We start from the raw sequence: 19,279 nt of genomic DNA on the forward strand, positions 1-19,279 counted from the left end.
CACTTTACCGTGGCCTACACGATATGAAAATTAAAGAAGTAAAATCCTGGAGTGCAGACCTTGGAAACACCAAGCCTTACACTATAGCCTTTAAGACTGTCGACGAAGTACGCAATGCATTTGTCGAAATCACACTCGAGAACGGCATCACTGGTATAGGAGCTGGCAATCCAAGTGAGTATGTGGTAGGGGAGTCCTTTGAACAATGCCTCGATGCATTGAAAGAAAAAAATCTCGAGTTTCTCATTGGGAAGGACATCCGTGAATTTAATTACCTCACCTACGAGGTATGGAAGAGATTTCCGGAAAATCCATCGGCACGGGCGGCAATTGATATTGCGCTGCATGATGTGTTCACCAAGTTCCTGGATGTTCCTCTCGTGAAATTTCTAGGTCAGAAGATCAAGAAGCTTCCAACCTCAAACACCATCGGAATAAAGAACGTGGAGGAAACATTGAAAGAGGCTGAGGAGTATAAGAAGCGTGGCTTTAAAGTGATCAAAGTAAAGCTGGGCCGCGACCTTGAAGAAGATGTTGAACGCGTGATGAAACTTCGTGAGAAGTTTGGAAGCAGCATCGGTATCAGAGTCGACGCCAACCAGGGGTATACCCGTGAGCAGACCATTCAATTCTATGGTCGTTGCTATGACCTGGATATTGAACTGATAGAGCAGCCGTTGCCAGCCAACGAGATTGCAGAGATGAAGGCGCTTCCAAAAGAAGTTCGCGAGGTATTGGCAGCCGACGAATCACTGATCACGCCGGAGGATGCAATCGAACTTATCAAGCCACCAAAGGCAGCTGATATCTTCAACATCAAACTGATGAAGTGTGGCGGTGTGAGCCAGGCATTGAAGATTGCCGATATCGCTCAGGCCGAGGGCGTGGACCTTTTCTGGGGATGCAACGATGAAAGCATTGTTAGTATAACAGCCGCTCTCCACGCGGCCTTTGCCTGCGAGAATACAAAATACATCGACCTTGATGGAAGCCTTGACCTTGCCCGCGACGTGGTAAAGGGAGGATTTATTCTGAAAGACGGAATGATGTCGTGCTCGGACAAACCGGGGCTGGGGGTAGAGAGGATTTAGCACTCCGTCGGGGGAATTAAGAATTAAGAGTTAAGAATTATGAATTAGCTATCACGACCTACGGTCGTGGCGGGCAATCAGCCAACAGGCCGGCGGCTAATTCATAATTCTTAACTCTTAATTCTTAATTTCAATTTGTCCAGTAGTCAACTACCGTTACTTTTTCCAGAACCGGTCCGACTATGGCACCAAATGCTTTGTGATCGGGATGCACCAGGTAATCGTCTCTGTCTTTGTCGCTGGAGAATGTCAAAAAGAAGCAATGGGTCAGGCCCTGGTTCACTCCTTCGGGACTGCTGTTGGTTCCCCACTCAAAATCCTTGATCGTTTTAATTTTCCCTGGCAGGGCAATGAAGGCTTGCTCCACCTTCTTTATATCCTCTGGCGTTGCAGTGCTTTTAAAAGCAAACAGCACCACGTGTCGCAGTACTTTACCCTTTTTCGATTGAGCATGTGTATCAGTTGTTGCCATAGCAAGTAGTGTACATAACGAAAGAATGAACAGTCCCTTCTTCATAGATTATCTAATTCTAAATTCAATTCTTAATTCTTAACTCTTAATTCTTAATTGGCCTCAGTAACCCCACTTCTTCATGATGCCGTAATTCTCTTTCATGGCATCAAGTGGCGTTTTTCCCTGGTAAGATTCCTGCTCAATGATGAAGTGCTTCGTGCCACCCGACTTGCGTCCGAGATCGATAACCTCTTTTGGATTCACGATGCCTTTGCCCAGCACGCAGCTTTCGTATTCGTGATTGCCACCCCCTGATGCCTTGATCTCATCCTTGACGTGCATGGACACGAATCGGCCCGGCCATTTTTTCACAATGTCGATTGCTTTAGCACCACCGTTGTACAGGTTGCCAATATCGAGTTGCTGAACAACAAGGTTCGGGTCTGTTTCCGTAAGCATGATGTCATACATAGTCTGACCATCCAGCTTTTCGCTGAATTCGAAATCGTGGTTGTGGTAGCCAAACTTCATTCCCGACTTCTTGCAGAGCTCGCCCGACTTGTTGAAGATCTCCATGTAATGCTTAAGGCTGCTGGCAGTGCTGCGAAGTGTCTTGTCCAGGGAAGGTGAAATTACATACTGCTGACCCACCACGGCGGCGTCTTCTACCGTATACTTCCACAAATCGGTGAAATCTTTTGTCGCCTCGTCCCAATGCTGTTTGCCCATAACGGTGTGGCCACTCGGCATCTTCAGGCCGAGGTCATCTAATATTTTTCTGAATTCCTTCGGAGCATAACCGTAAAACTTTCTTTCAACATAGTTTGCATGCTCTACGTTCTTGTAGCCCATTGCCGACAACTGCTTTAGAGTCCCCATGGGGTCTTTCTTCATATCGTCGCGCACAGAGTACAGTTGCAAACCCATTAATTCACCGGTCGCCGCCGCACTGGCTTTTGGTGCGGTTAGCCATGCCGTGGTGCCCAGTAAACCAAGTGCACCTTTTCTCATGAAATCTCTTCTTGAACTCATCTGATGTAGATTTAAATATTGGTGGTTGAAGTCAGCTTTATCGAAACCGGTGCTCATCCCTCGATTTTAGCACGAGAACCGCCCACACGGCATTCCGAATATATCAAATATGGTCAATTTTGCACATCAGGCCTCAACCTTTGTGATGAGCGCGCGATTAAGCCTGATCACATCCCAGATTCCATATAAACAGCACTGGAAACAACCTGCAAAACCGCAAGGTGTTCCTTAATTCTTAATTACTTCCTCATACGCATCTGCGTAGTGCTTAATAAGGTTTTGCCAATCAAATATTTCCGAATGACTCTCCACATTGTTGCGCTGCATAATCCGCTGCCGCATGTTCTGTTGAAGGAAGTCATACAGGACGTCAGTAAGCTGGTTCGCCGACCAGTCAAACGTCCGCTTGCCACGCTCGATAACAAACAAGCCGTACTTTTCATGATCGTTAATATGATGTATCACATAGTCACCAAATCCCGATAGGTCGCTGGTCACAGAGGGGATGCCGCTGGCCATACATTCCAGGGGCGTGTATCCCCATGGCTCATAGTAGCTGGGGAAAATGCCCAGGTGGCATCCTCTCACAAACTGATTGTAGTCCATTCCGAACAGGGGATTGCTTGCGTTGATGAAATCCGGGTGGTAAACGATTTTTACCGGGTCATCGGGTCCGTTGTTCAGCTTTCTGCTGTGAATTGCCGCCAGGATCTCGTCGCTTGATTCATGCACCAGCCTGTGCGTTACCACCAGTGGATTCTTCTTCGACCTCCAGGCCTGCAGTGTCCGTCGATAGCGGAGCTTCCAGTATTCATCTACAAACGAATTAAGATCAGGTAAATGATGATCCTCCTGTGACGTGCTCCGATAGAAAAGCCGCTTGCCCACCTGCTCCTGAATAGCCCTGGTCGTTTGCAGGATCTCCTGCATCATGGCCATGGATTGAAGCACTTCGGGATAGATGCTATGATAGTCCTGCCTCGTTACCACGAACATAACGACCGTAACATCAGAACCTTCTTTCTTCAATCGTTGATTGAGCCTCGACAACGCTTCAATGGTAAGATCATATCCCTTATTCTTGAATTCATACCTGCCTGATGTGAAGAAATACATCGTTTTGTCGAGATCAAAAGAATAAGACTGAAAGAAGTGCGCCATCACAAAATGGTGGATCTCTTCTTTATATTCGACGTGCTTATTTTGAAATTCATGCAGCGCTTCGAAACGCTCAATACTTAATCCGTTTGGCAGTATAACCTCTGGTTTGCGCTTAAGGAGATGCTTGCATTCGCGCGCGGTCACGTCACTTACGGTTGTAAAGAGATGAGTACGCTGGGCACAGGCATATTCAATTGAGGCTTCTGTTTGAATTCCAAACCTCCTCGCTTCTTCTTCCCACTTGAAAAAAGGAAGATGAGCATAGAACATAGGTGAATTGATTGCGAGATGCCTTCCCAGTTGAGTCGCGTGCGTCGTGAATACCGTCTTAACCGGCATCTCTTCTTTCCTGATGTCCAGTATTGGAAGGCAGGCCATCCACTCGTGAAAGTGCGCGATGATTGGCAGATCGGTCAGTTTAACAAGCTCATCAAAGAATAGCTTGGTGAGGTATCCGAATGCGACTACCTGATTAATGAGTGGATTGTCGTTTGGCGTGCTGATTCCATGATTCTTCCAAAGCAGATATTTAACAACATTGAGTGCCTTATCCTGAACAACATTGGGATTCAACAGGACAACGCGTGGCTTACCCGGCACAAGCCACTCTGCATAGTGAACGTCAAAACCGCGCTTTCGCAACGTGGCGGCTGCCTGTCCGAAAATGTCCTCCGCATCGTCAAGCGGCTCCAGCTCGGCCTGTATGCCACGCCCCATATAGGGGCCGATCATGCAAAAAGGTCCGCTGGCATGCCTCACCATGGCAGGGGCCTTCGATCGGATAACAGTATAAATTCCGCCAACCTGGTTACATACCTCCCAGGCAATTTCTACAATACAAGCCTGGGGGAACTTGTTCTTAACATCAGACGATCGTTTTGGCATCTTTTAAGCCAGAATGGCCGTTTTAGGTCCTTTTCGCGTCATTTCAAATGTCAAAATTTCTGAAATTAGGTCTCTGCTTTTACTGGATTATTTTTTGATCAAACGGACCTGAGACTAAACATATGAACTTCGAGAAATACACAATAAAATCACAGGAAGCACTGCAGAAGTCTGCTGAGATTGCCATGAACAATCAGCAACAGGCTATTGAACCAGGGCACCTGCTAAAGGGCATTCTTGAAATTGACGAGAATGTTTCCAGTTACCTTTTCAAAAAACTGAATGTAAACGTTGGCCTGCTTGAAACAAAACTCGATGACCTAATAAAGTCCTATCCACACGTTTCAGGGCAACAACCTTATTTGTCGTCTGCAGCGAACAGCATACTGCAGCAAGCCGAGAAAGAACTGAAGGAATTCAAGGATGAGTTCATCGCTGTTGAACATCTTTTGCTGGCAGTGCTTTCTTCAAAGGATAAAGCGTCGGGCCTGTTGAAAGATGCTGGCGTCGATCGTTCCGCTTTGATTAAAGCCATCAAAGAACTTCGCGGTGGTTCCAAAGTGACGGATCAGAATGCTGAATCAAAATACAAATCACTCGAGCGTTATTCTAAGAATCTGAACGAGCTTGCCAAAGCAGGCAGGATAGATCCGGTAATCGGCCGTGATGAAGAGATTCGTCGTGTATTACAAATTCTCAGTCGCCGTACCAAGAACAATCCAATTCTGTTGGGAGAACCTGGTGTAGGTAAAACAGCGATCGTCGAGGGAATGGCCCAGCGAATTGTCGATGGTGACGTGCCGGAGAACCTGAAAACAAAAGTGCTGATATCACTCGATATGGGCCTGCTCGTTGCCGGTGCGAAATACAAAGGTGAGTTTGAAGAGAGACTCAAAGCTGTCATCAAAGAAGTAACGGATTCAAATGGAGAGATTATCCTTTTCATCGACGAGATCCATACGTTGATTGGCGCAGGCGGTGGTGGAGAAGGAGCAATGGACGCCGCGAATCTTTTAAAGCCTGCACTGGCACGGGGTGAGCTTCATGCGATTGGGGCCACTACTTTAAAAGAGTATCAGAAGTATATAGAGAAAGATAAAGCGCTTGAACGCCGCTTCCAGTCGGTAATGGTTGATGAACCTTCTGTTGAAGATTCTATCTCCATACTGCGTGGTATAAAAGATAAATACGAATTGCACCACGGCGTTCGCATCAAAGACGATGCAGTAATCGCCTCTGTTGAGTTGTCGAATCGCTATATAAGCGACCGTTTTCTTCCCGACAAGGCAATCGACCTCATGGACGAAGCTGCATCAAAACTTCGCCTGGAAATGGATTCGCTTCCGGAAGAACTTGATGAGCTTAACCGCCGCATCATGCAACTGGAGATTGAACGTGAAGCAATTCGCAGGGAAAAGGATAGAGAAAAGGAAACCATCCTCACCCGCGATATCGCGGATCTTTCAGAATCCCGCAATTCATTGAAGGCAAAGTGGGAGAGTGAAAAGGAAGTGGTTCATGGTATTCAAAAGGAGAAAGAAAATATTGATAAGCTGAAGTCCGAAGCCGAACAGGCAGAGAAGGCCGGCGATTACGGAAAGGTTGCCGAAATCCGTTACGGTAAAATAACTGAGGCGGAAGCACGTCTTAACTCTTATCATCAAAAGATGAAGGAGATGCAGGGCGAGAAATCTTTGCTGAAAGAGGAAGTCGACAGCGAAGACATTGCCGAAGTCGTTGCCAAGTGGACTGGCATTCCGGTTTCACGCATGTTGCAAACTGAGCGTGAGAAACTTTTGAATCTTGAAGAAGAGCTCAGCAAACGTGTGGCTGGTCAGGAAGAAGCGATTCGTGCGTTGAGTGATGCAGTTCGGAGAAGCAGAGCAGGACTTCAGGATCCAAAGCGTCCAATCGGTTCGTTCATATTTATGGGAACGACTGGTGTTGGAAAAACAGAATTGTCGAAAGCTTTGGCAGACTATTTGTTTAATGATGAGACAGCCATGGTTCGTATCGACATGAGCGAGTACCAGGAACGCCATAGCGTAAGCAGGCTGATCGGTGCACCCCCAGGATACGTTGGCTATGATGAAGGCGGGCAGCTAACAGAAGCAGTAAGGCGCAAACCTTATTCTGTAATTCTGCTCGATGAAATCGAGAAGGCACACCCGGACGTGTTCAACATATTGTTGCAGGTTTTGGATGATGGAAGACTCACCGATAACAAAGGTCGTGTCGCCAACTTCAAGAACACCATCATCATTATGACGACCAACATCGGATCGCATTTGATCCAGGAGAATTTCGAGAAGATCACTCCTGAAAATTATTTCGATGTGCTGGAAAGTACGAAAGACGAAGTGATGACGTTACTACGCAAAACAGTACGACCAGAGTTTGTCAACCGCATCGACGAGATTATCATGTTCAGGCCGCTAAGTCAGAACGATATCCGTAAGATAGTTGATATACAGGTCGACCAGGTGCGCAAACGTCTTGAAGAAGCTGGTGTTAAACTTGATATCGGAGAGGCTGCACGCAACAGGCTTGCTAAACTTGGATTCGATCCTCAGTTTGGAGCAAGACCTCTGAAACGCGTGATGCAACGTGAGATTCTGAATGAACTCTCGAAGCAGATACTTGCAGGAAAGGTGCACAAGGATTCAATAATCTTCGTGGACCTGAAAAATGAAAATGAATTCATATTCGAGAACCTTGAGGCGGCGGAAATTGTTGAGTAGGTAAATGGTTTAAGGATTGGTGACTCCCGCTCACTTAATAGCGGGAAATAGATTGGTTGAGGGGTTTGGTTTGAAGTCGGCGCTTAACGGCGCCGGCTTTTTTTATTTGGAGATTTGCTGATATTGGGATTTGGTGATCAGGTGTCGGCGCGCTTCGCGGCGCCGGATTAAAGGGCCCTTTTATTCGAGGTGGCTCTGGACGCCTGGCCTACAGATCTGAAACGAACTCCTGACCTCCCTTTCCTCCCGACCCTTCATTTTTATTCGCGGCGGCCCTTAACCGCTTAGAACAATGCACCTCCGCTTGAAACTCGCAAACGGAAAACGCTACTTCAGCCCTGGATTTTAAAACTAAGCCACGCCTCACACCGTCTTTAGATTCGAATGAGAGCTGATTTTGAGACCCTGGTAAACTTCATACGAAAATATTCGTATAAATTCTTGCGCCGTTCGGTTGCAGTGACTACCATTGTAATACGAAATCATTCGTAAGTATGAGCGAGAAACCAATAAAGACGACCGAAAAAGAGCTCGAAATCCTTCAAATCGTGTGGGAAAAGGGCTCCGCCTCCGTGAAAGACATCCACGAGGCCATGGGTGGGGACGACGCAAACGGATATACAACCATCCTGAAGTTTATGCAAATCATGCACGAGAAAGGCCTCGTGAAGCGGGAGAAAAGCGGCAAGCTCCACTTATATAGTGCTGTGCCCTCGCTGGAAAACACACGCCAGCAGCTCCTCGACAAGATGATCAACACCGTGTTTCAGGGATCGGCAGCGCAGTTGGTAATGAGTGCCCTGGGAAACAACACATCTTCAAAACAGGAATTGGACGAGATTAAAGCTTACCTCGAAAAACTCGTGCAGGATGGAGACAATCGTTGAAATGTTAAATGGTCCCACAGCCCACGCGATGGGCTGGACATTGCTCAACTCGTTATGGCAGGGTGCACTCTGTTATCTCTTAGGCATAGCCATACTTCGCTCAATTCCAACGAAACGCTCAGAAGCCCGCTATGCTGCTTCCGTGGCAGTGATGTCGTTGATGCTGATCAGCTCAGCAATCACCTTCATTGTTGTGTATACTCCGGAAGTTTCTGCAGTTTCAAAAACCGCATTCGTAACTTCTCCAGTCGCGTATAGCCAAACCGTAATAGCCCCGGTTGCGACGTCTTCGCTTCAGGCAATTATTTCACGAATGAGTGAAGTGGTCGGACGACAGATGGGATTGGTATCCGCAATTTGGCTTATCGGCGCTGTTGCTTTTATGCTTCGTATTATCAGTGGCTATTGGTATATCGGATTTATCCGGCGCAGCGCACAACCGCTTGGATCATCGTGGCAGGACCAGGTAAATGAACTGGCCGGCAAGCTGAACATTGACCGCTTCGTGGAGGTTGCACAATCCGGATTGATCAATACTCCCATGGTTTTGGGTTATATCAAACCAGTCATCATGGTTCCCGTGGGTATGTTCTCAGGGCTCACAACGGATCAGCTGGAGGCCATTTTCGTTCACGAGCTCATGCACATCCGCAGAAGGGACTATGTGGTCAACCTTATTCAAACTATTCTCGAGGCTATCTACTTCTTTAATCCTTTTGCCTGGATATTATCGGCAAACATCCGCCGTGAGAGAGAACACTGCTGCGACGACGGCGTCGTGATGAATCAGGGCAATGCAATAGCATACGTCCGCGCTCTCGCTATGCTGGAAGAAGTAAGACTTTCAAGAACAGGAGTGGCACTATCTCTCGCCGAAGACAAAAATCAATTACTACATCGAATCAAACGCATTATGGAAAAGTCTGTACACAACTATTCCAGCCGCGATCGCTTTGTGCCCGCTATCTTGCTGGTGATCGGCCTCATGTGCGCATCATGGCTCACAATTCAATCACGGGATCGCAAAGCTGCCATCCTGGAATCAGATAAGATTCAGGAAGCGGGCATCGCTCTCGTTTCAAATGGCGATACTACTGTCAAACAAAAATCAGGAGCCTACTATCATTACAGTGTCACCACTGTTGATAAAGATGGCAAGGAAGACACTCACGTTGTTGAGGGGTACTCCGAAAACGGCGATCCTCGCGATGCAGTCGCTGGTATGCCAAACATGCCGGACCTGGATCCTATTGCACCGATCGCGCCGGTTGAACCGATCGAACCCATAATTGTTCAGATGGATCAGTTTACTAGTCCTGTCATGGTTCCCTCTGTTCCGATTGGGCCTGGTCCAGTAGTTGCCTACATCCCTCAGCCATTGGTACCCATGCAATTTGAAATGCCCGTTCCTCCTGCATTCAACATGGCGTTCTTTGACACGATCCCTTCCATGCACAATGGCTCATGGGAAGAATTTAGCCACGAGTTCGAAGAGACTTTCAAAGAACGATTTGAAGACTTCTACAAGGAGCATGAATCTGACATGAAGCAAATGATGAAGGAATTCGAAGATCGTTTTGACGATGAGTCCTTCAGAAGAATGGGTGAAGCTGAATTTCGTAAGGAGGAGGCTCGCGTTCGCGAACGTGAATGGTCACGCGCTGCAATAGACCTCGCACGTCGTGGCGATGATATGCATCTTCAAAGCTTGAAGATTGACGAAGCCCGACATGGTGCAGACCTGGCACGCGTGCAGGCCAAGATCGACAGAGCACGGATGGTCGAATTGAAAGATCTTGACAACGAGATGAAGCGCCTCGATCAGTCCCTGAAAGAAATGGAACGTCGATTACAGGAATCTCAGGTAAAGGTTCAGAAGGAAGCGATCAGGGACGGATATTTAAAGAAGGACGAGAAGATCAACTCCATCAATATCAACAACGACTCAATGGAGATCAATGGCAAGAAGATAAAATCTTCTGACGCGAAACGCTATCGTGAAATCATGGATGCCGGAGATTTACACCATCCTCACCGCGACTGATCACGCTATCATTTCCCATCATATCCAGGGAGGCTGCCACACGGCGGCCTCTTTCGTTTGCTGCCGATCTTCACTATCAGTTCTGATTCATCGTCAAGCCAACCAATGCTCATCCGTCATGATATTCTCTCACCCGAGCTGCGGTAGCTGTGAGGGTATCACCTGTAAATCACCACATCATTTACACCTTTCCTATAAAACAACTTCGATTTATCTGTACTTCGATACAAATTCAGTTGCCGGCCCTATCACCGGAATGATTAACTTTTAAGTTCAGAACACACCTCTAAATTCAGAACCCACTTCGATGTTTCGCAGCTATTTCAAGATTGGCTTTCGTAGCCTCATCAAAAACAAGGTCTATACATTTATCAATGTAGCCGGTCTCTCAATAGGAATAGCCTGCTTTATCCTGATTGCCATCTATGTCAGGCACGAAACTGGCTACGACACGGAGTTTGCAAATGCTTCAAAGATCTATCGCATCAATACGCACGTCGATGTAAATGGCATTTCCAATCACTATCCGGCGGCACATTATCCCGCTGCGTTCGACATGGTCGATGATTATCCTGAGGTCGTCAATGCAACAACTCTGTATCGTGCGTTCTATCTTTCCAATGTGCTGCCAAAGATCCGTTATGGCGATGAGGTCTTTGAGGAAGAGAAATTCTACCTGGCGGATTCCAGTTTCTTTTCAGTTTTCAATTTTGAATTCAAATATGGAACACCGGAACACGCATTCGATAATAGCTACTCCGTTGTGCTGACTGAAGAAACTGCCCGCAAATATTTCGGCGACGAAAACCCTATGGGTAAAATGATTCAGTTTCAGGATACAACAGCATTCAAGGTTACAGGGGTTCTGAAACCTCATGGAAAGACGCACCTGGACTTCGACTTCCTCGCTCATTCGAAACTGATGCTAAATCAACTCATCGGATTCCGGGTCGACCATGCCTACCTCGGACTTTGGTATTACAGCTATGTGGTGTTGCGTGAGGGAAGTTCGCCAGCAGCATTGGTATCCAAACTCCCTGCCTTCGTCAGGAAGTATTATCCACCGCGATACACGGAGAACAATGCGCGACTTACAATTCAAAACATTCGGGACATTCATTTGTATTCCGACTTTACCGTCGCCGATATGTCAGTCAACGGGAACATAGGATACGTGTATACATTGGGTTCCATCGCAGTGCTGGTGCTGCTGATCGCTTGTGTGAATTTCATGAATCTGTCCATCGCGAGATATTCCAACCGCGGCAAGGAGGTGGGCGTTCGGAAAGTAATGGGTGCTGAGAAACAAAACCTCGTGATGCAGTTTTTAGGCGAGTCAATTCTTGTCGCGCTTATAGCCGGTGTGTTCTCCATTCTCCTCGTATTGCTCGCCGTGCCAGTATTTAACGACCTTGCCGGTGTTCAATTGGGCGCGATTGAGTTGCTGAATGCTCCGACGCTTGCAGCAGCCGTTGCAATCATGGTGGGAACAGGGACGCTGGCTGGTTTATACCCTGCATTTGTGATGGCGGCATTTCAGCCTGTACGTGTGTTAAAGGGTCTTCATAAGTCGGTGGGTTCAAAGGTAAACCTGCGCAAAGTTCTCGTGGTAGGTCAGTTTGCCGTGTCACTGATTTTACTCATGGGCACGTTGGTAATATCTGAGCAACTCGGATTCATGCGAAACAAGAGCATGGGCTTTGATAAAGAACAGATTGTGACGATCCCAGTGGGCCGCGTGTCGACTATGCGACGTGACTACCCAACCTTCAAAAACAAGCTGAGCGCATTGTCTTCCGTCAAGTCGGTAACAACCATCTCTCACGACATTGGCCAGGAGGCGCTTCCCTATTTCCCAATGAAAGTAGAGGGAATGCAGGATGAACAGATGTTGCCAATTATGTACGTGGGCTACGACTTCCTCGAGACGTTCGGAATATCAATGAGCCGGGGACGCTTTTTTAATATTCAGAATCCTTCCGACAGCACGCTCGCATTTGTGATAAACGAATCTGCAGCAAAAGGCCTTAATTGGGGCGAGCCCATCGGTCGCAAGATCTCTTTTGGCGTCGGTGGCAATGAGAACAGCGAAGTGATCGGCGTGGTGAACGACTTCAACTTTGATCCATTGCGAACAAAAGTAGGGCCGCTCGTTATTGCCTTCTCGCCCGCGCAGGGAAACATAGCCGTTAAGACCAACGCTGGCAGCTATCAACAATCCATTGCCGACATCACAGATGCCTGGACAGCAATGTTCCCTGAGGTGCCATTTGCTCATACACTGCTGAATGATGCTCTCGATAAAACTTATGAGACCGAGGAGCGGCTGGCAGACGTGTTTACCTATTTCTGCGCATTGGCAATCTTTGTTGCCTGCCTCGGATTATTTGCGCTGGCTTCGTTCAGTGCCGAGCAACGACTAAAGGAAATCGGCGTAAGGAAGGTTCTGGGTGCCTCGGAAACCGGTCTGGTTCTATTGCTGTACAAAGAGTTCATCATACTGATTGTGGTCGCATTTGTCATAGCCAGTCCCTTGGCCTATTACTTCTTCGACCGCTGGCTCGATAGCTTCGCCTACCGCATCGATATCGGCCCCCTCACATTCCTGATTGCTATGGCCGCCATCGCCGCTATAGCATTCATCACAATAGGATATCAATCCATCAATGCGGCACGGACAAATCCGGTGAAAGTGCTGAGAGCAGAATAGAAATTAAGAATTAAGAATTAAGAGTTAAGAATTAGCTATCACGACCTACGGTCGTGGCGAGCAATCAGCCCCTAGGCTGGCGGCTATTCTTAATTCTTAATTTTTTGCTCCCTTTCCTGGTGGCGCCACAACTCCTGAAACGCAGGACTTTGAATCCGAAGCGCCTCAAACGTTCCTTCGTCAATCACGCGCCCGTTTCTGAGAACATAGACATAATCGAAGTACTTGAGCAGGTACAACCGGTGAAGGCTTGACACAACAACCTTGCCCTCGCATTCCTTAAAAAGTTTCTCGTAAATCTCAACTTCAGTTTTCGGATCTACACTGCTTGTCGGTTCGTCAAGCAGAATAATATCGCTCGACTTTGCCGCCAGGATGCCGCGGGCGAGAGCAAGACGTTGCTTCTGTCCTCCGGAAAGATTAACACCCTTCTCCTGTATGTTCGACTGAAGTCCTTTAGGAAGCTGGGCAACGACATCATCGAACCTGGCTGTTTCACAGACCTCCATGATCTGCGACGATTCAAAGGGAAGCCCAAGCGTTATGTTGTTCTCTATTGTGTTTTCAAAGATCTCAGGCTCCTGGGGAAACAACGTTATCGAGCTGGCAAGACTTCCCATGGTAAAGTTGTTGTCTTTATCGACTGAAATGCGAACTCCCGGCTGAGGTTCGTAAAGTCCGCGCATAAGGGCCATTAATGTACTCTTTCCACTGCCACTGGAGCCGATCAACGCAATGCGCCTGCCCTTCGTTAAGTCTATGGAAATATCGTGGAGGCTATGGGCCACTTCAGTCGTCGAATACAATTCCTTATGCGAAAAGTTAAGTCCCGAAATAGCAATGTCTTTCCAGCCTTCCGGCAACGGGCGGACTTCATCCGGAAGATGCTTCTCACGGTATGCCTCGAAAATCGAGCGGGCCGTCTGCACATCTGTGTTGTATTGAACGATCTGTGTATACTGCCATGCCACATCGTGAAATACACTCGTGAACTGGTTAACAAATCCAAGCAGGGCAACAAGGTTCCCCACAAGGAACACCTCGCCAGGTACCCAATGCTGATACACATAACCAACTAGAGTGATCACGTATATGCTGGCAACCATCATGTCCGCTACAAACCACTTCCATTCGTTGATCTTCACCGTGCGCATAAAAGAGGGAAAGACTTCCATCACCTTTTTCAACAGGCTGTTTTCCATGCGTTTCTCCAGACGAAGGGTGATCACAGTGATAATGTTCGACAGACTGTCGAACAGCGTACTCGATACTACGTGTTCCCTTTCATTCGTTTCGTCAAGTGCCTTGATAAATGGTTTGTCGAATCGGAAGATGATCAGCACTGTCAGCACGCCCATAGCCACACCGATAGCGCCAAACAATGGAGAGAAAACAATCATGGCAACAAAAGAGAACGAGAACTTAGAAATGGCGTACATGTACAGGAAGCCATTTTGAAAGAATTCTTTCAATGCTTCATAGGCTTTTCGGATGCGGTTGATGGTAGCACCACTGTGATGGTCCTGATGCCAGCGCACAGGCAGGTGCAATGTCTGATGATACAACTCCTGCAGAAAGTTCCGGCTCAGGTTGAAGGCGAGCTTCCTCTCGAGCACGCGTGCTGGTCCATGGAATGTCCACTCCGTTAATTTGAGACCGAGATAAGCCCCTCCATAAATCCAGGCATAGTGCATGTGCTCAAAACCGTCTTTTTGAATGTGATTGATGAACCATCCATAAAGTAAAGGGAACATGGCGAACGTTCCGCTGGCGAGAATAAAAAGAGAATACGTAAGCACATACTGCTTCTTCTCATGTCTGGCATAGTGCCAGGCGGTACGCATTAATGAAATATAGGGATTGGCCATGTCGTGTTGGTCGGGACAAAGGTAACGACGTTGATTCGCGTAAGGTTCGAAGTGATAACATAAATTCTCCCTGAAATCAGGTAACAAAATTTTTGGCGTGGGGCAATGGTCTCTTCTTTGCGATTTTAGATATTACTGATCATGACAACGTCAACATTGTTCATCAGAGAGGCCACGGAGGCCGACTCGCAATCCATTTGGGAAATCATACACGAAGTCATATCAAGCGGTGACACATATGCGTTCGCGCCAGATACATCAAAGTCTGATATGCTGGGCTATTGGTTTGCCAATGGCGCGCATCCATTTGTTGCCATGATTGATGATAAAATCGCGGGCACTTATGTGATTCGAAACAATCAACCTGGCTTAGGCTCTCATATTGCCAACGGTGCTTTTATGACCTCTTCAAGGTTCAGAAAGAACGGCGTAGGACGGGCGATGGGAATGCATTCACTGAAGGCCGCAAAACAACTCGGCTACATGGCCATGCAGTTCAATTTCGTTGTAAAGAGCAATACCCGGGCCGTTGCACTTTGGCAAAGCCTCGGGTTCGAGATCATGGCCGAAATACCCAATGCTTTTAAGCACACTACGAATGGCTTAACAAATACTTACATTATGTATCGCAATCTGGACGATCAGTCTTCGTAGCAACCATATCAATTGTTCAAAACCCCATTTACCTCCAGATAACCTATTTACCTGAGATTGTTGACTATGAATATTCGGAATATCCGCCTTATCATTGCAGCGCTCATCGCCCTGTCGTCGGTCAGCTGCAACCCCCGCAAAAACGAAATGAAGATGTCAGAAGAGGCCCTCGCTCCAAAAGCGGAAAGAATTCCGCACGAGATTACTGCAAACGGAAACACGCGTGTCGACAACTACTACTGGATGAAGCTGTCGGAGGAGCAAAAGGAAGACACCGTTGATGAACAGACGCGTAAAGTAGTGGACTACCTCACCCGGGAGAACCGGTACCTCGAAACAAAAATGAAACACACTGAGGGCCTGCAGGAGAAGTTATACCAGGAGATTATTGGCAGAATCAAACAAACTGATGAATCAGTTCCCTATCGTGATAACGGTTTTTGGTACTATACAAGATTTCAGGAAGGGCAGGAGTATCCAATCTACTGTCGAAAGAAGGGCTCGATGGATGCGGCCGAAGAAATCATTCTGAACATAAACGAGCTCGCAGAAGGGCACGAGTTCTATGACGAGGGAGGCTTCTCAGTGAGCGAGAATAACAAGCTCATTGCATACTCCGAAGACACAGTTGCCCGTCGTCGCTACACGATCTATGTCAAGGACCTTACAACGGGCAGGCTGATTGGTGAACCGATCCTGAATACCGAGGGCGATATTACCTGGGCCAACGACAACAAGACTTTTTTCTATTCACGAAAGGACTCCGTGACCCTGCGCTCACGATGGATCATGCGCCATGTGGTAGGTACCGATCCATCTACAGATAAGATTGTATCAGAGGAGAAGGACGAAACATTCTACACAGGTATTTACAAAACCAAGTCAAAGAAGTTTCTCGTGATCTGGGCGGGCAGTACGCTTACCAATCATTATCAAATTCTCGAAGCCGACGAGCCAATGGGAACCTTCCGCGAATTCAGTCCGCGGGAGAAAGGCATTGAATATAATATCGATCATCGGGGCTCAGTGTTTTATGTGGTAACGAATCTCGATGCTGTGAACTTCAGACTGATGGAAACTCCCGATAACCAAACATCGCGGGAGCACTGGAAGGAAAAGATTCCTCATCGGAAAGATACTTTGCTGCAGGGCGTCGAAGTGTTCAATGACTATCTCGTGCTCAGTGAGCGCGCCAATGCCAATACAATGATGCAGGTCATCAATCTCAATTCCGACGAACGCCACTATCTTGATTTTGGAGAGCAGGCTTACACCGTCTATGGTTCGGTAAATATGGATATGGATTCCAAAATCCTTCGGTATGGTTACACTTCAATGACCACTCCAAACTCGACCTATGACTACGACATGCAGACGCGGAAGCGCACGTTGCTCAAACAGCAGGAAGTTGTCGGTGGATATAATTCATCTGAGTATCAAACAGAGAGGCTGTGGGCAACTGCGAAGGATGGTACCAAAGTCCCTATGTCAATAGTTTATAAGAAAGGCATGGTAAAGAATGGAGATAACAATACCATGCTGTATGGCTACGGCTCTTACGGTGCGAGCATGAGCCCAACCTTCTCATCGGTTCGGTTGAGCCTGCTCGATCGTGGCTTCATCTACGCAATTGCCCACATCCGCGGTGGTCAGGAGATGGGTCGTCAATGGTACGACGACGGCAAGATGTTCAAGAAGAAGAACACGTTTACCGATTTCATCGATTGCGCCGAATATCTCATTGAAGCTGGCTTTACAAAACCGGAGAAACTGTTCGCAAGCGGTGGAAGCGCAGGCGGCCTTCTTATGGGCGCCGTCGTTAACATGCGCCCCGATCTGTTCAAAGGCATCATCGCCGACGTTCCGTTCGTCGATGTGGTTACAACCATGCTCGATGAGGATATTCCTCTTACCACCGGTGAGTTCGATGAGTGGGGTGATCCGAAGAACATGGAATCATACATGTACATGCTGGAGTATTCGCCCTACGATCAGGTTAAGGCGCAGGCCTACCCGAACATGATGGTCACCACCGGGCTCCATGACTCGCAGGTCCAGTACTGGGAACCAGCCAAGTGGGTTGCAAAACTTCGGGAGCTGAAAACCGATAACAATACTTTGTTGTTGCGGACAAACATGGAGACGGGACATGGCGGCGCCACCGGTCGCTTTAAGGTGCATCGTGAAACCGCTCAGGAATACGCCTTCATACTTGATCTTGCGGGGATAAAGAACTAATCGGCCGCCTGCAAAGAGGCCAGTGTACTGGCTCCTATTTGGCTTGACTTATATTCAATAACCCGTAACTTGGACGGCTGTAATCAGTTGAGTGATGCATCTGCGCACAAGACTATCAAATAAAATAACAGTTAATAGAAGATGAAAATCGAATTTCTTTTTTCCACAGCCCTGATGCTGCTGGCAGCTACGATGACTACTGCTGCCGATGTAAGCGGACGCTGGCTTGGTAAGCTCGGCAATAGCGAGCTGGCCTTAAACCTCAAAGTAGAAAGCAAAAAACTAACCGGAACAATATACACTCCGGATGGCGATGGGCCGATCAGCAACGGTAAGGTTAGTGGAAACACCATCACATTTACGTACTCTACCAACGGTGTGACTATGCCTTTTACCGGCACACTTAATGGCGAGAACCTTGAGCTCGGCGCGGTTATTCAGGGCAAAGAAACCAAAGGTACTTTGTCACGCGTGCCCGAAGGACAAGCGATCCGCATTACTCCGCGCATGCGTCCCGGCATGACTGAATATTGGGAACCCGTACCAAAAATCGTAACGCCCGGTCCTTATCCCGGAATGGTGCCGCCTCCGTCGGATGCAGTCGTTCTCTTCGATGGCAAAGATCTTTCCAAATGGAAGAGCCGTGACGGTAGCGAGGCAAAATGGAAAATTGATAACGGCGCATTCACTGTTGTGAAAGGTACTGGCGATATCACAACAAAGCAGAAGTTCGGTGACTATCAGCTCCACATCGAATGGAAAATTCCAGAAGATATTCAGGGCGAAAGCCAGGCTCGCGGCAACAGTGGAATATTCCTCCAGGACATGAGCGACGATCTGAAGATCGATGGATACTGGTACGAAGTTCAGGTTTTGGACAACTTTAACAATGCTACCTATGTAAATGGACAAGCAGGTAGTATCTACAAACAAAATCCTCCTCTGGCGAATGCGATGCGTAAACCAGGCGAGTGGAATGTTTATGATATCACATACACCGCTCCCCGCTGGAACGAAGACGGCCAGCTGTTCTCACCTGCGCGGGTTACAGTTTATCACAACGGCGTATTGGTTCAAAACAACTTCGCCATCCGCGGCCACACTGCATACATTGGCCATCCAAAATATTTCGCTCCCCATGGCAAGGCACCTATCTCGTTGCAGGACCATGGCGACCCAAGCAAGGCAATCAGCTTCAGGAACATTTGGCTGAGAGAGCTTTGAGAATTGATAATTGACAATTGACAATTGATAATTTTTTAGACCCCTTTTTAGGGGTCTTTTTCTTTTTGGGCAAGCAGATTCCGATCCCGTTAGCAACTGCATTTGGATCCCGTTAGGGATCATTGATCATTAGCAGATGAATGATCTTATGGAGCGTGTCGAAGGAACGTTTAATCAGAAATACCCGTGCTCACGACACGCAACGCACGACATAGATCAGATATAAGTCAGTCTTCTGGAATTGGTAATTTAAGCTTAAAACCCTCGTTCCTATGCCAGAATGACATATT

General features: G+C 47.5%; 12 protein-coding genes. 8 read left to right on the forward strand and 4 right to left on the reverse strand.

Annotation, left to right across the window (positions count from 1 at the left end; translation table 11 throughout):
• Positions 1-23: 23 nt before the first annotated feature.
• Positions 24-1,091: a mandelate racemase/muconate lactonizing enzyme family protein gene (locus WBG78_RS24175; protein WP_337329085.1), complete on the forward strand. Its 1,068-nt coding sequence runs from the start codon at positions 24-26 to the stop codon at positions 1,089-1,091.
• A 130-nt stretch (positions 1,092-1,221) separates the two neighbouring features.
• Here the strand turns inward: WBG78_RS24175 and WBG78_RS24180 are convergent, their stop codons facing one another.
• From WBG78_RS24180 to WBG78_RS24190, 3 genes are all read right to left on the reverse strand, one after another.
• Complete coding sequence (locus WBG78_RS24180) at positions 1,222-1,563, reverse strand: Dabb family protein (RefSeq protein WP_443092802.1); 342 nt, start codon at positions 1,561-1,563, stop codon at positions 1,222-1,224.
• A gap of 102 nt (positions 1,564-1,665) precedes the next feature.
• On the reverse strand, positions 1,666-2,577 hold the full coding sequence (locus WBG78_RS24185) for a sugar phosphate isomerase/epimerase family protein (protein WP_337329087.1): 912 nt from the start codon (positions 2,575-2,577) through the stop codon (positions 1,666-1,668).
• A 228-nt stretch (positions 2,578-2,805) separates the two neighbouring features.
• On the reverse strand, positions 2,806-4,623 hold the full coding sequence (locus WBG78_RS24190; protein ID WP_337329088.1) for a glycosyltransferase: 1,818 nt from the start codon (positions 4,621-4,623) through the stop codon (positions 2,806-2,808).
• A gap of 122 nt (positions 4,624-4,745) precedes the next feature.
• Here WBG78_RS24190 and clpB point away from each other — a divergent pair, with 122 nt between their 5' ends.
• The 4 genes from clpB to WBG78_RS24210 all read left to right on the forward strand — a co-directional run bounded on the left by clpB (position 4,746) and on the right by WBG78_RS24210 (position 13,005).
• Entirely contained in the window at positions 4,746-7,364 is a 2,619-nt protein-coding gene (gene clpB, locus WBG78_RS24195) for an ATP-dependent chaperone ClpB (RefSeq protein ID WP_337329089.1), read from the forward strand.
• Between the two features lie 494 nt (positions 7,365-7,858).
• Entirely contained in the window at positions 7,859-8,251 is a 393-nt protein-coding gene (locus WBG78_RS24200; RefSeq protein WP_337329090.1) for a BlaI/MecI/CopY family transcriptional regulator, read from the forward strand.
• A complete protein-coding gene (locus tag WBG78_RS24205) occupies positions 8,235-10,295 on the forward strand; it encodes a M56 family metallopeptidase (protein ID WP_337329091.1) in 2,061 nt (686 codons plus the stop codon). The genes WBG78_RS24200 and WBG78_RS24205 overlap by 17 nt, the downstream gene beginning before the upstream one ends.
• A gap of 307 nt (positions 10,296-10,602) precedes the next feature.
• Positions 10,603-13,005, forward strand: coding sequence for an ABC transporter permease (locus WBG78_RS24210; protein WP_337329092.1), 2,403 nt, complete (start codon positions 10,603-10,605; stop codon positions 13,003-13,005).
• Positions 13,006-13,094: 89 nt separating this feature from the next.
• On the opposite strand, the gene WBG78_RS24215 is transcribed toward WBG78_RS24210, so the two are convergent.
• Complete coding sequence (locus WBG78_RS24215) at positions 13,095-14,873, reverse strand: ABC transporter ATP-binding protein (protein WP_337329093.1); 1,779 nt, start codon at positions 14,871-14,873, stop codon at positions 13,095-13,097.
• Between the two features lie 141 nt (positions 14,874-15,014).
• On the opposite strand from WBG78_RS24215, the gene WBG78_RS24220 reads away from it, so the two are divergent.
• The 3 genes from WBG78_RS24220 (at position 15,015) to WBG78_RS24230 (ending at position 18,989) form a co-directional block, all read left to right on the forward strand.
• Positions 15,015-15,527 carry a GNAT family N-acetyltransferase gene (locus WBG78_RS24220; protein ID WP_337329094.1) on the forward strand — a complete coding sequence of 171 codons (513 nt, stop codon included), beginning with the start codon at positions 15,015-15,017 and terminating at the stop codon, positions 15,525-15,527.
• Between the two features lie 66 nt (positions 15,528-15,593).
• Positions 15,594-17,765: a S9 family peptidase gene (locus tag WBG78_RS24225; protein ID WP_337329095.1), complete on the forward strand. Its 2,172-nt coding sequence runs from the start codon at positions 15,594-15,596 to the stop codon at positions 17,763-17,765.
• A 141-nt stretch (positions 17,766-17,906) separates the two neighbouring features.
• Positions 17,907-18,989, forward strand: a complete 1,083-nt coding sequence (locus WBG78_RS24230; RefSeq protein WP_337329096.1) for a 3-keto-disaccharide hydrolase — start codon at positions 17,907-17,909, stop codon at positions 18,987-18,989.
• Positions 18,990-19,279: the final 290 nt, after the last annotated feature.

The sequence above is a fragment of the Chryseolinea sp. T2 genome, assembly GCF_037203685.1.
Taxonomy (GTDB): Bacteria; Bacteroidota; Bacteroidia; order Cytophagales; family Cyclobacteriaceae; genus Chryseolinea.

Bases quoted from the DNA above. Each gene is read 5' to 3' on its own strand.
- WBG78_RS24210 (WP_337329092.1), top strand. From the start codon at position 10,603: ATGTTTCGCAGCTATTTCAAGATTGGCTTTCGTAGCCTCATCAAAAAC.
- WBG78_RS24190 (WP_337329088.1), bottom strand. From the start codon at position 4,623: ATGCCAAAACGATCGTCTGATGTTAAGAACAAGTTCCCCCAGGCTTGT.
- WBG78_RS24215 (WP_337329093.1), bottom strand. From the start codon at position 14,873: ATGGCCAATCCCTATATTTCATTAATGCGTACCGCCTGGCACTATGCC.
- clpB (WP_337329089.1), top strand. From the start codon at position 4,746: ATGAACTTCGAGAAATACACAATAAAATCACAGGAAGCACTGCAGAAG.
- WBG78_RS24175 (WP_337329085.1), top strand. From the start codon at position 24: ATGAAAATTAAAGAAGTAAAATCCTGGAGTGCAGACCTTGGAAACACC.
- WBG78_RS24200 (WP_337329090.1), top strand. From the start codon at position 7,859: ATGAGCGAGAAACCAATAAAGACGACCGAAAAAGAGCTCGAAATCCTT.
- WBG78_RS24225 (WP_337329095.1), top strand. From the start codon at position 15,594: ATGAATATTCGGAATATCCGCCTTATCATTGCAGCGCTCATCGCCCTG.
- WBG78_RS24220 (WP_337329094.1), top strand. From the start codon at position 15,015: ATGACAACGTCAACATTGTTCATCAGAGAGGCCACGGAGGCCGACTCG.
- WBG78_RS24230 (WP_337329096.1), top strand. From the start codon at position 17,907: ATGAAAATCGAATTTCTTTTTTCCACAGCCCTGATGCTGCTGGCAGCT.
- WBG78_RS24180 (WP_443092802.1), bottom strand. From the start codon at position 1,563: ATGGCAACAACTGATACACATGCTCAATCGAAAAAGGGTAAAGTACTG.
- WBG78_RS24185 (WP_337329087.1), bottom strand. From the start codon at position 2,577: ATGAGTTCAAGAAGAGATTTCATGAGAAAAGGTGCACTTGGTTTACTG.
- WBG78_RS24205 (WP_337329091.1), top strand. From the start codon at position 8,235: ATGGAGACAATCGTTGAAATGTTAAATGGTCCCACAGCCCACGCGATG.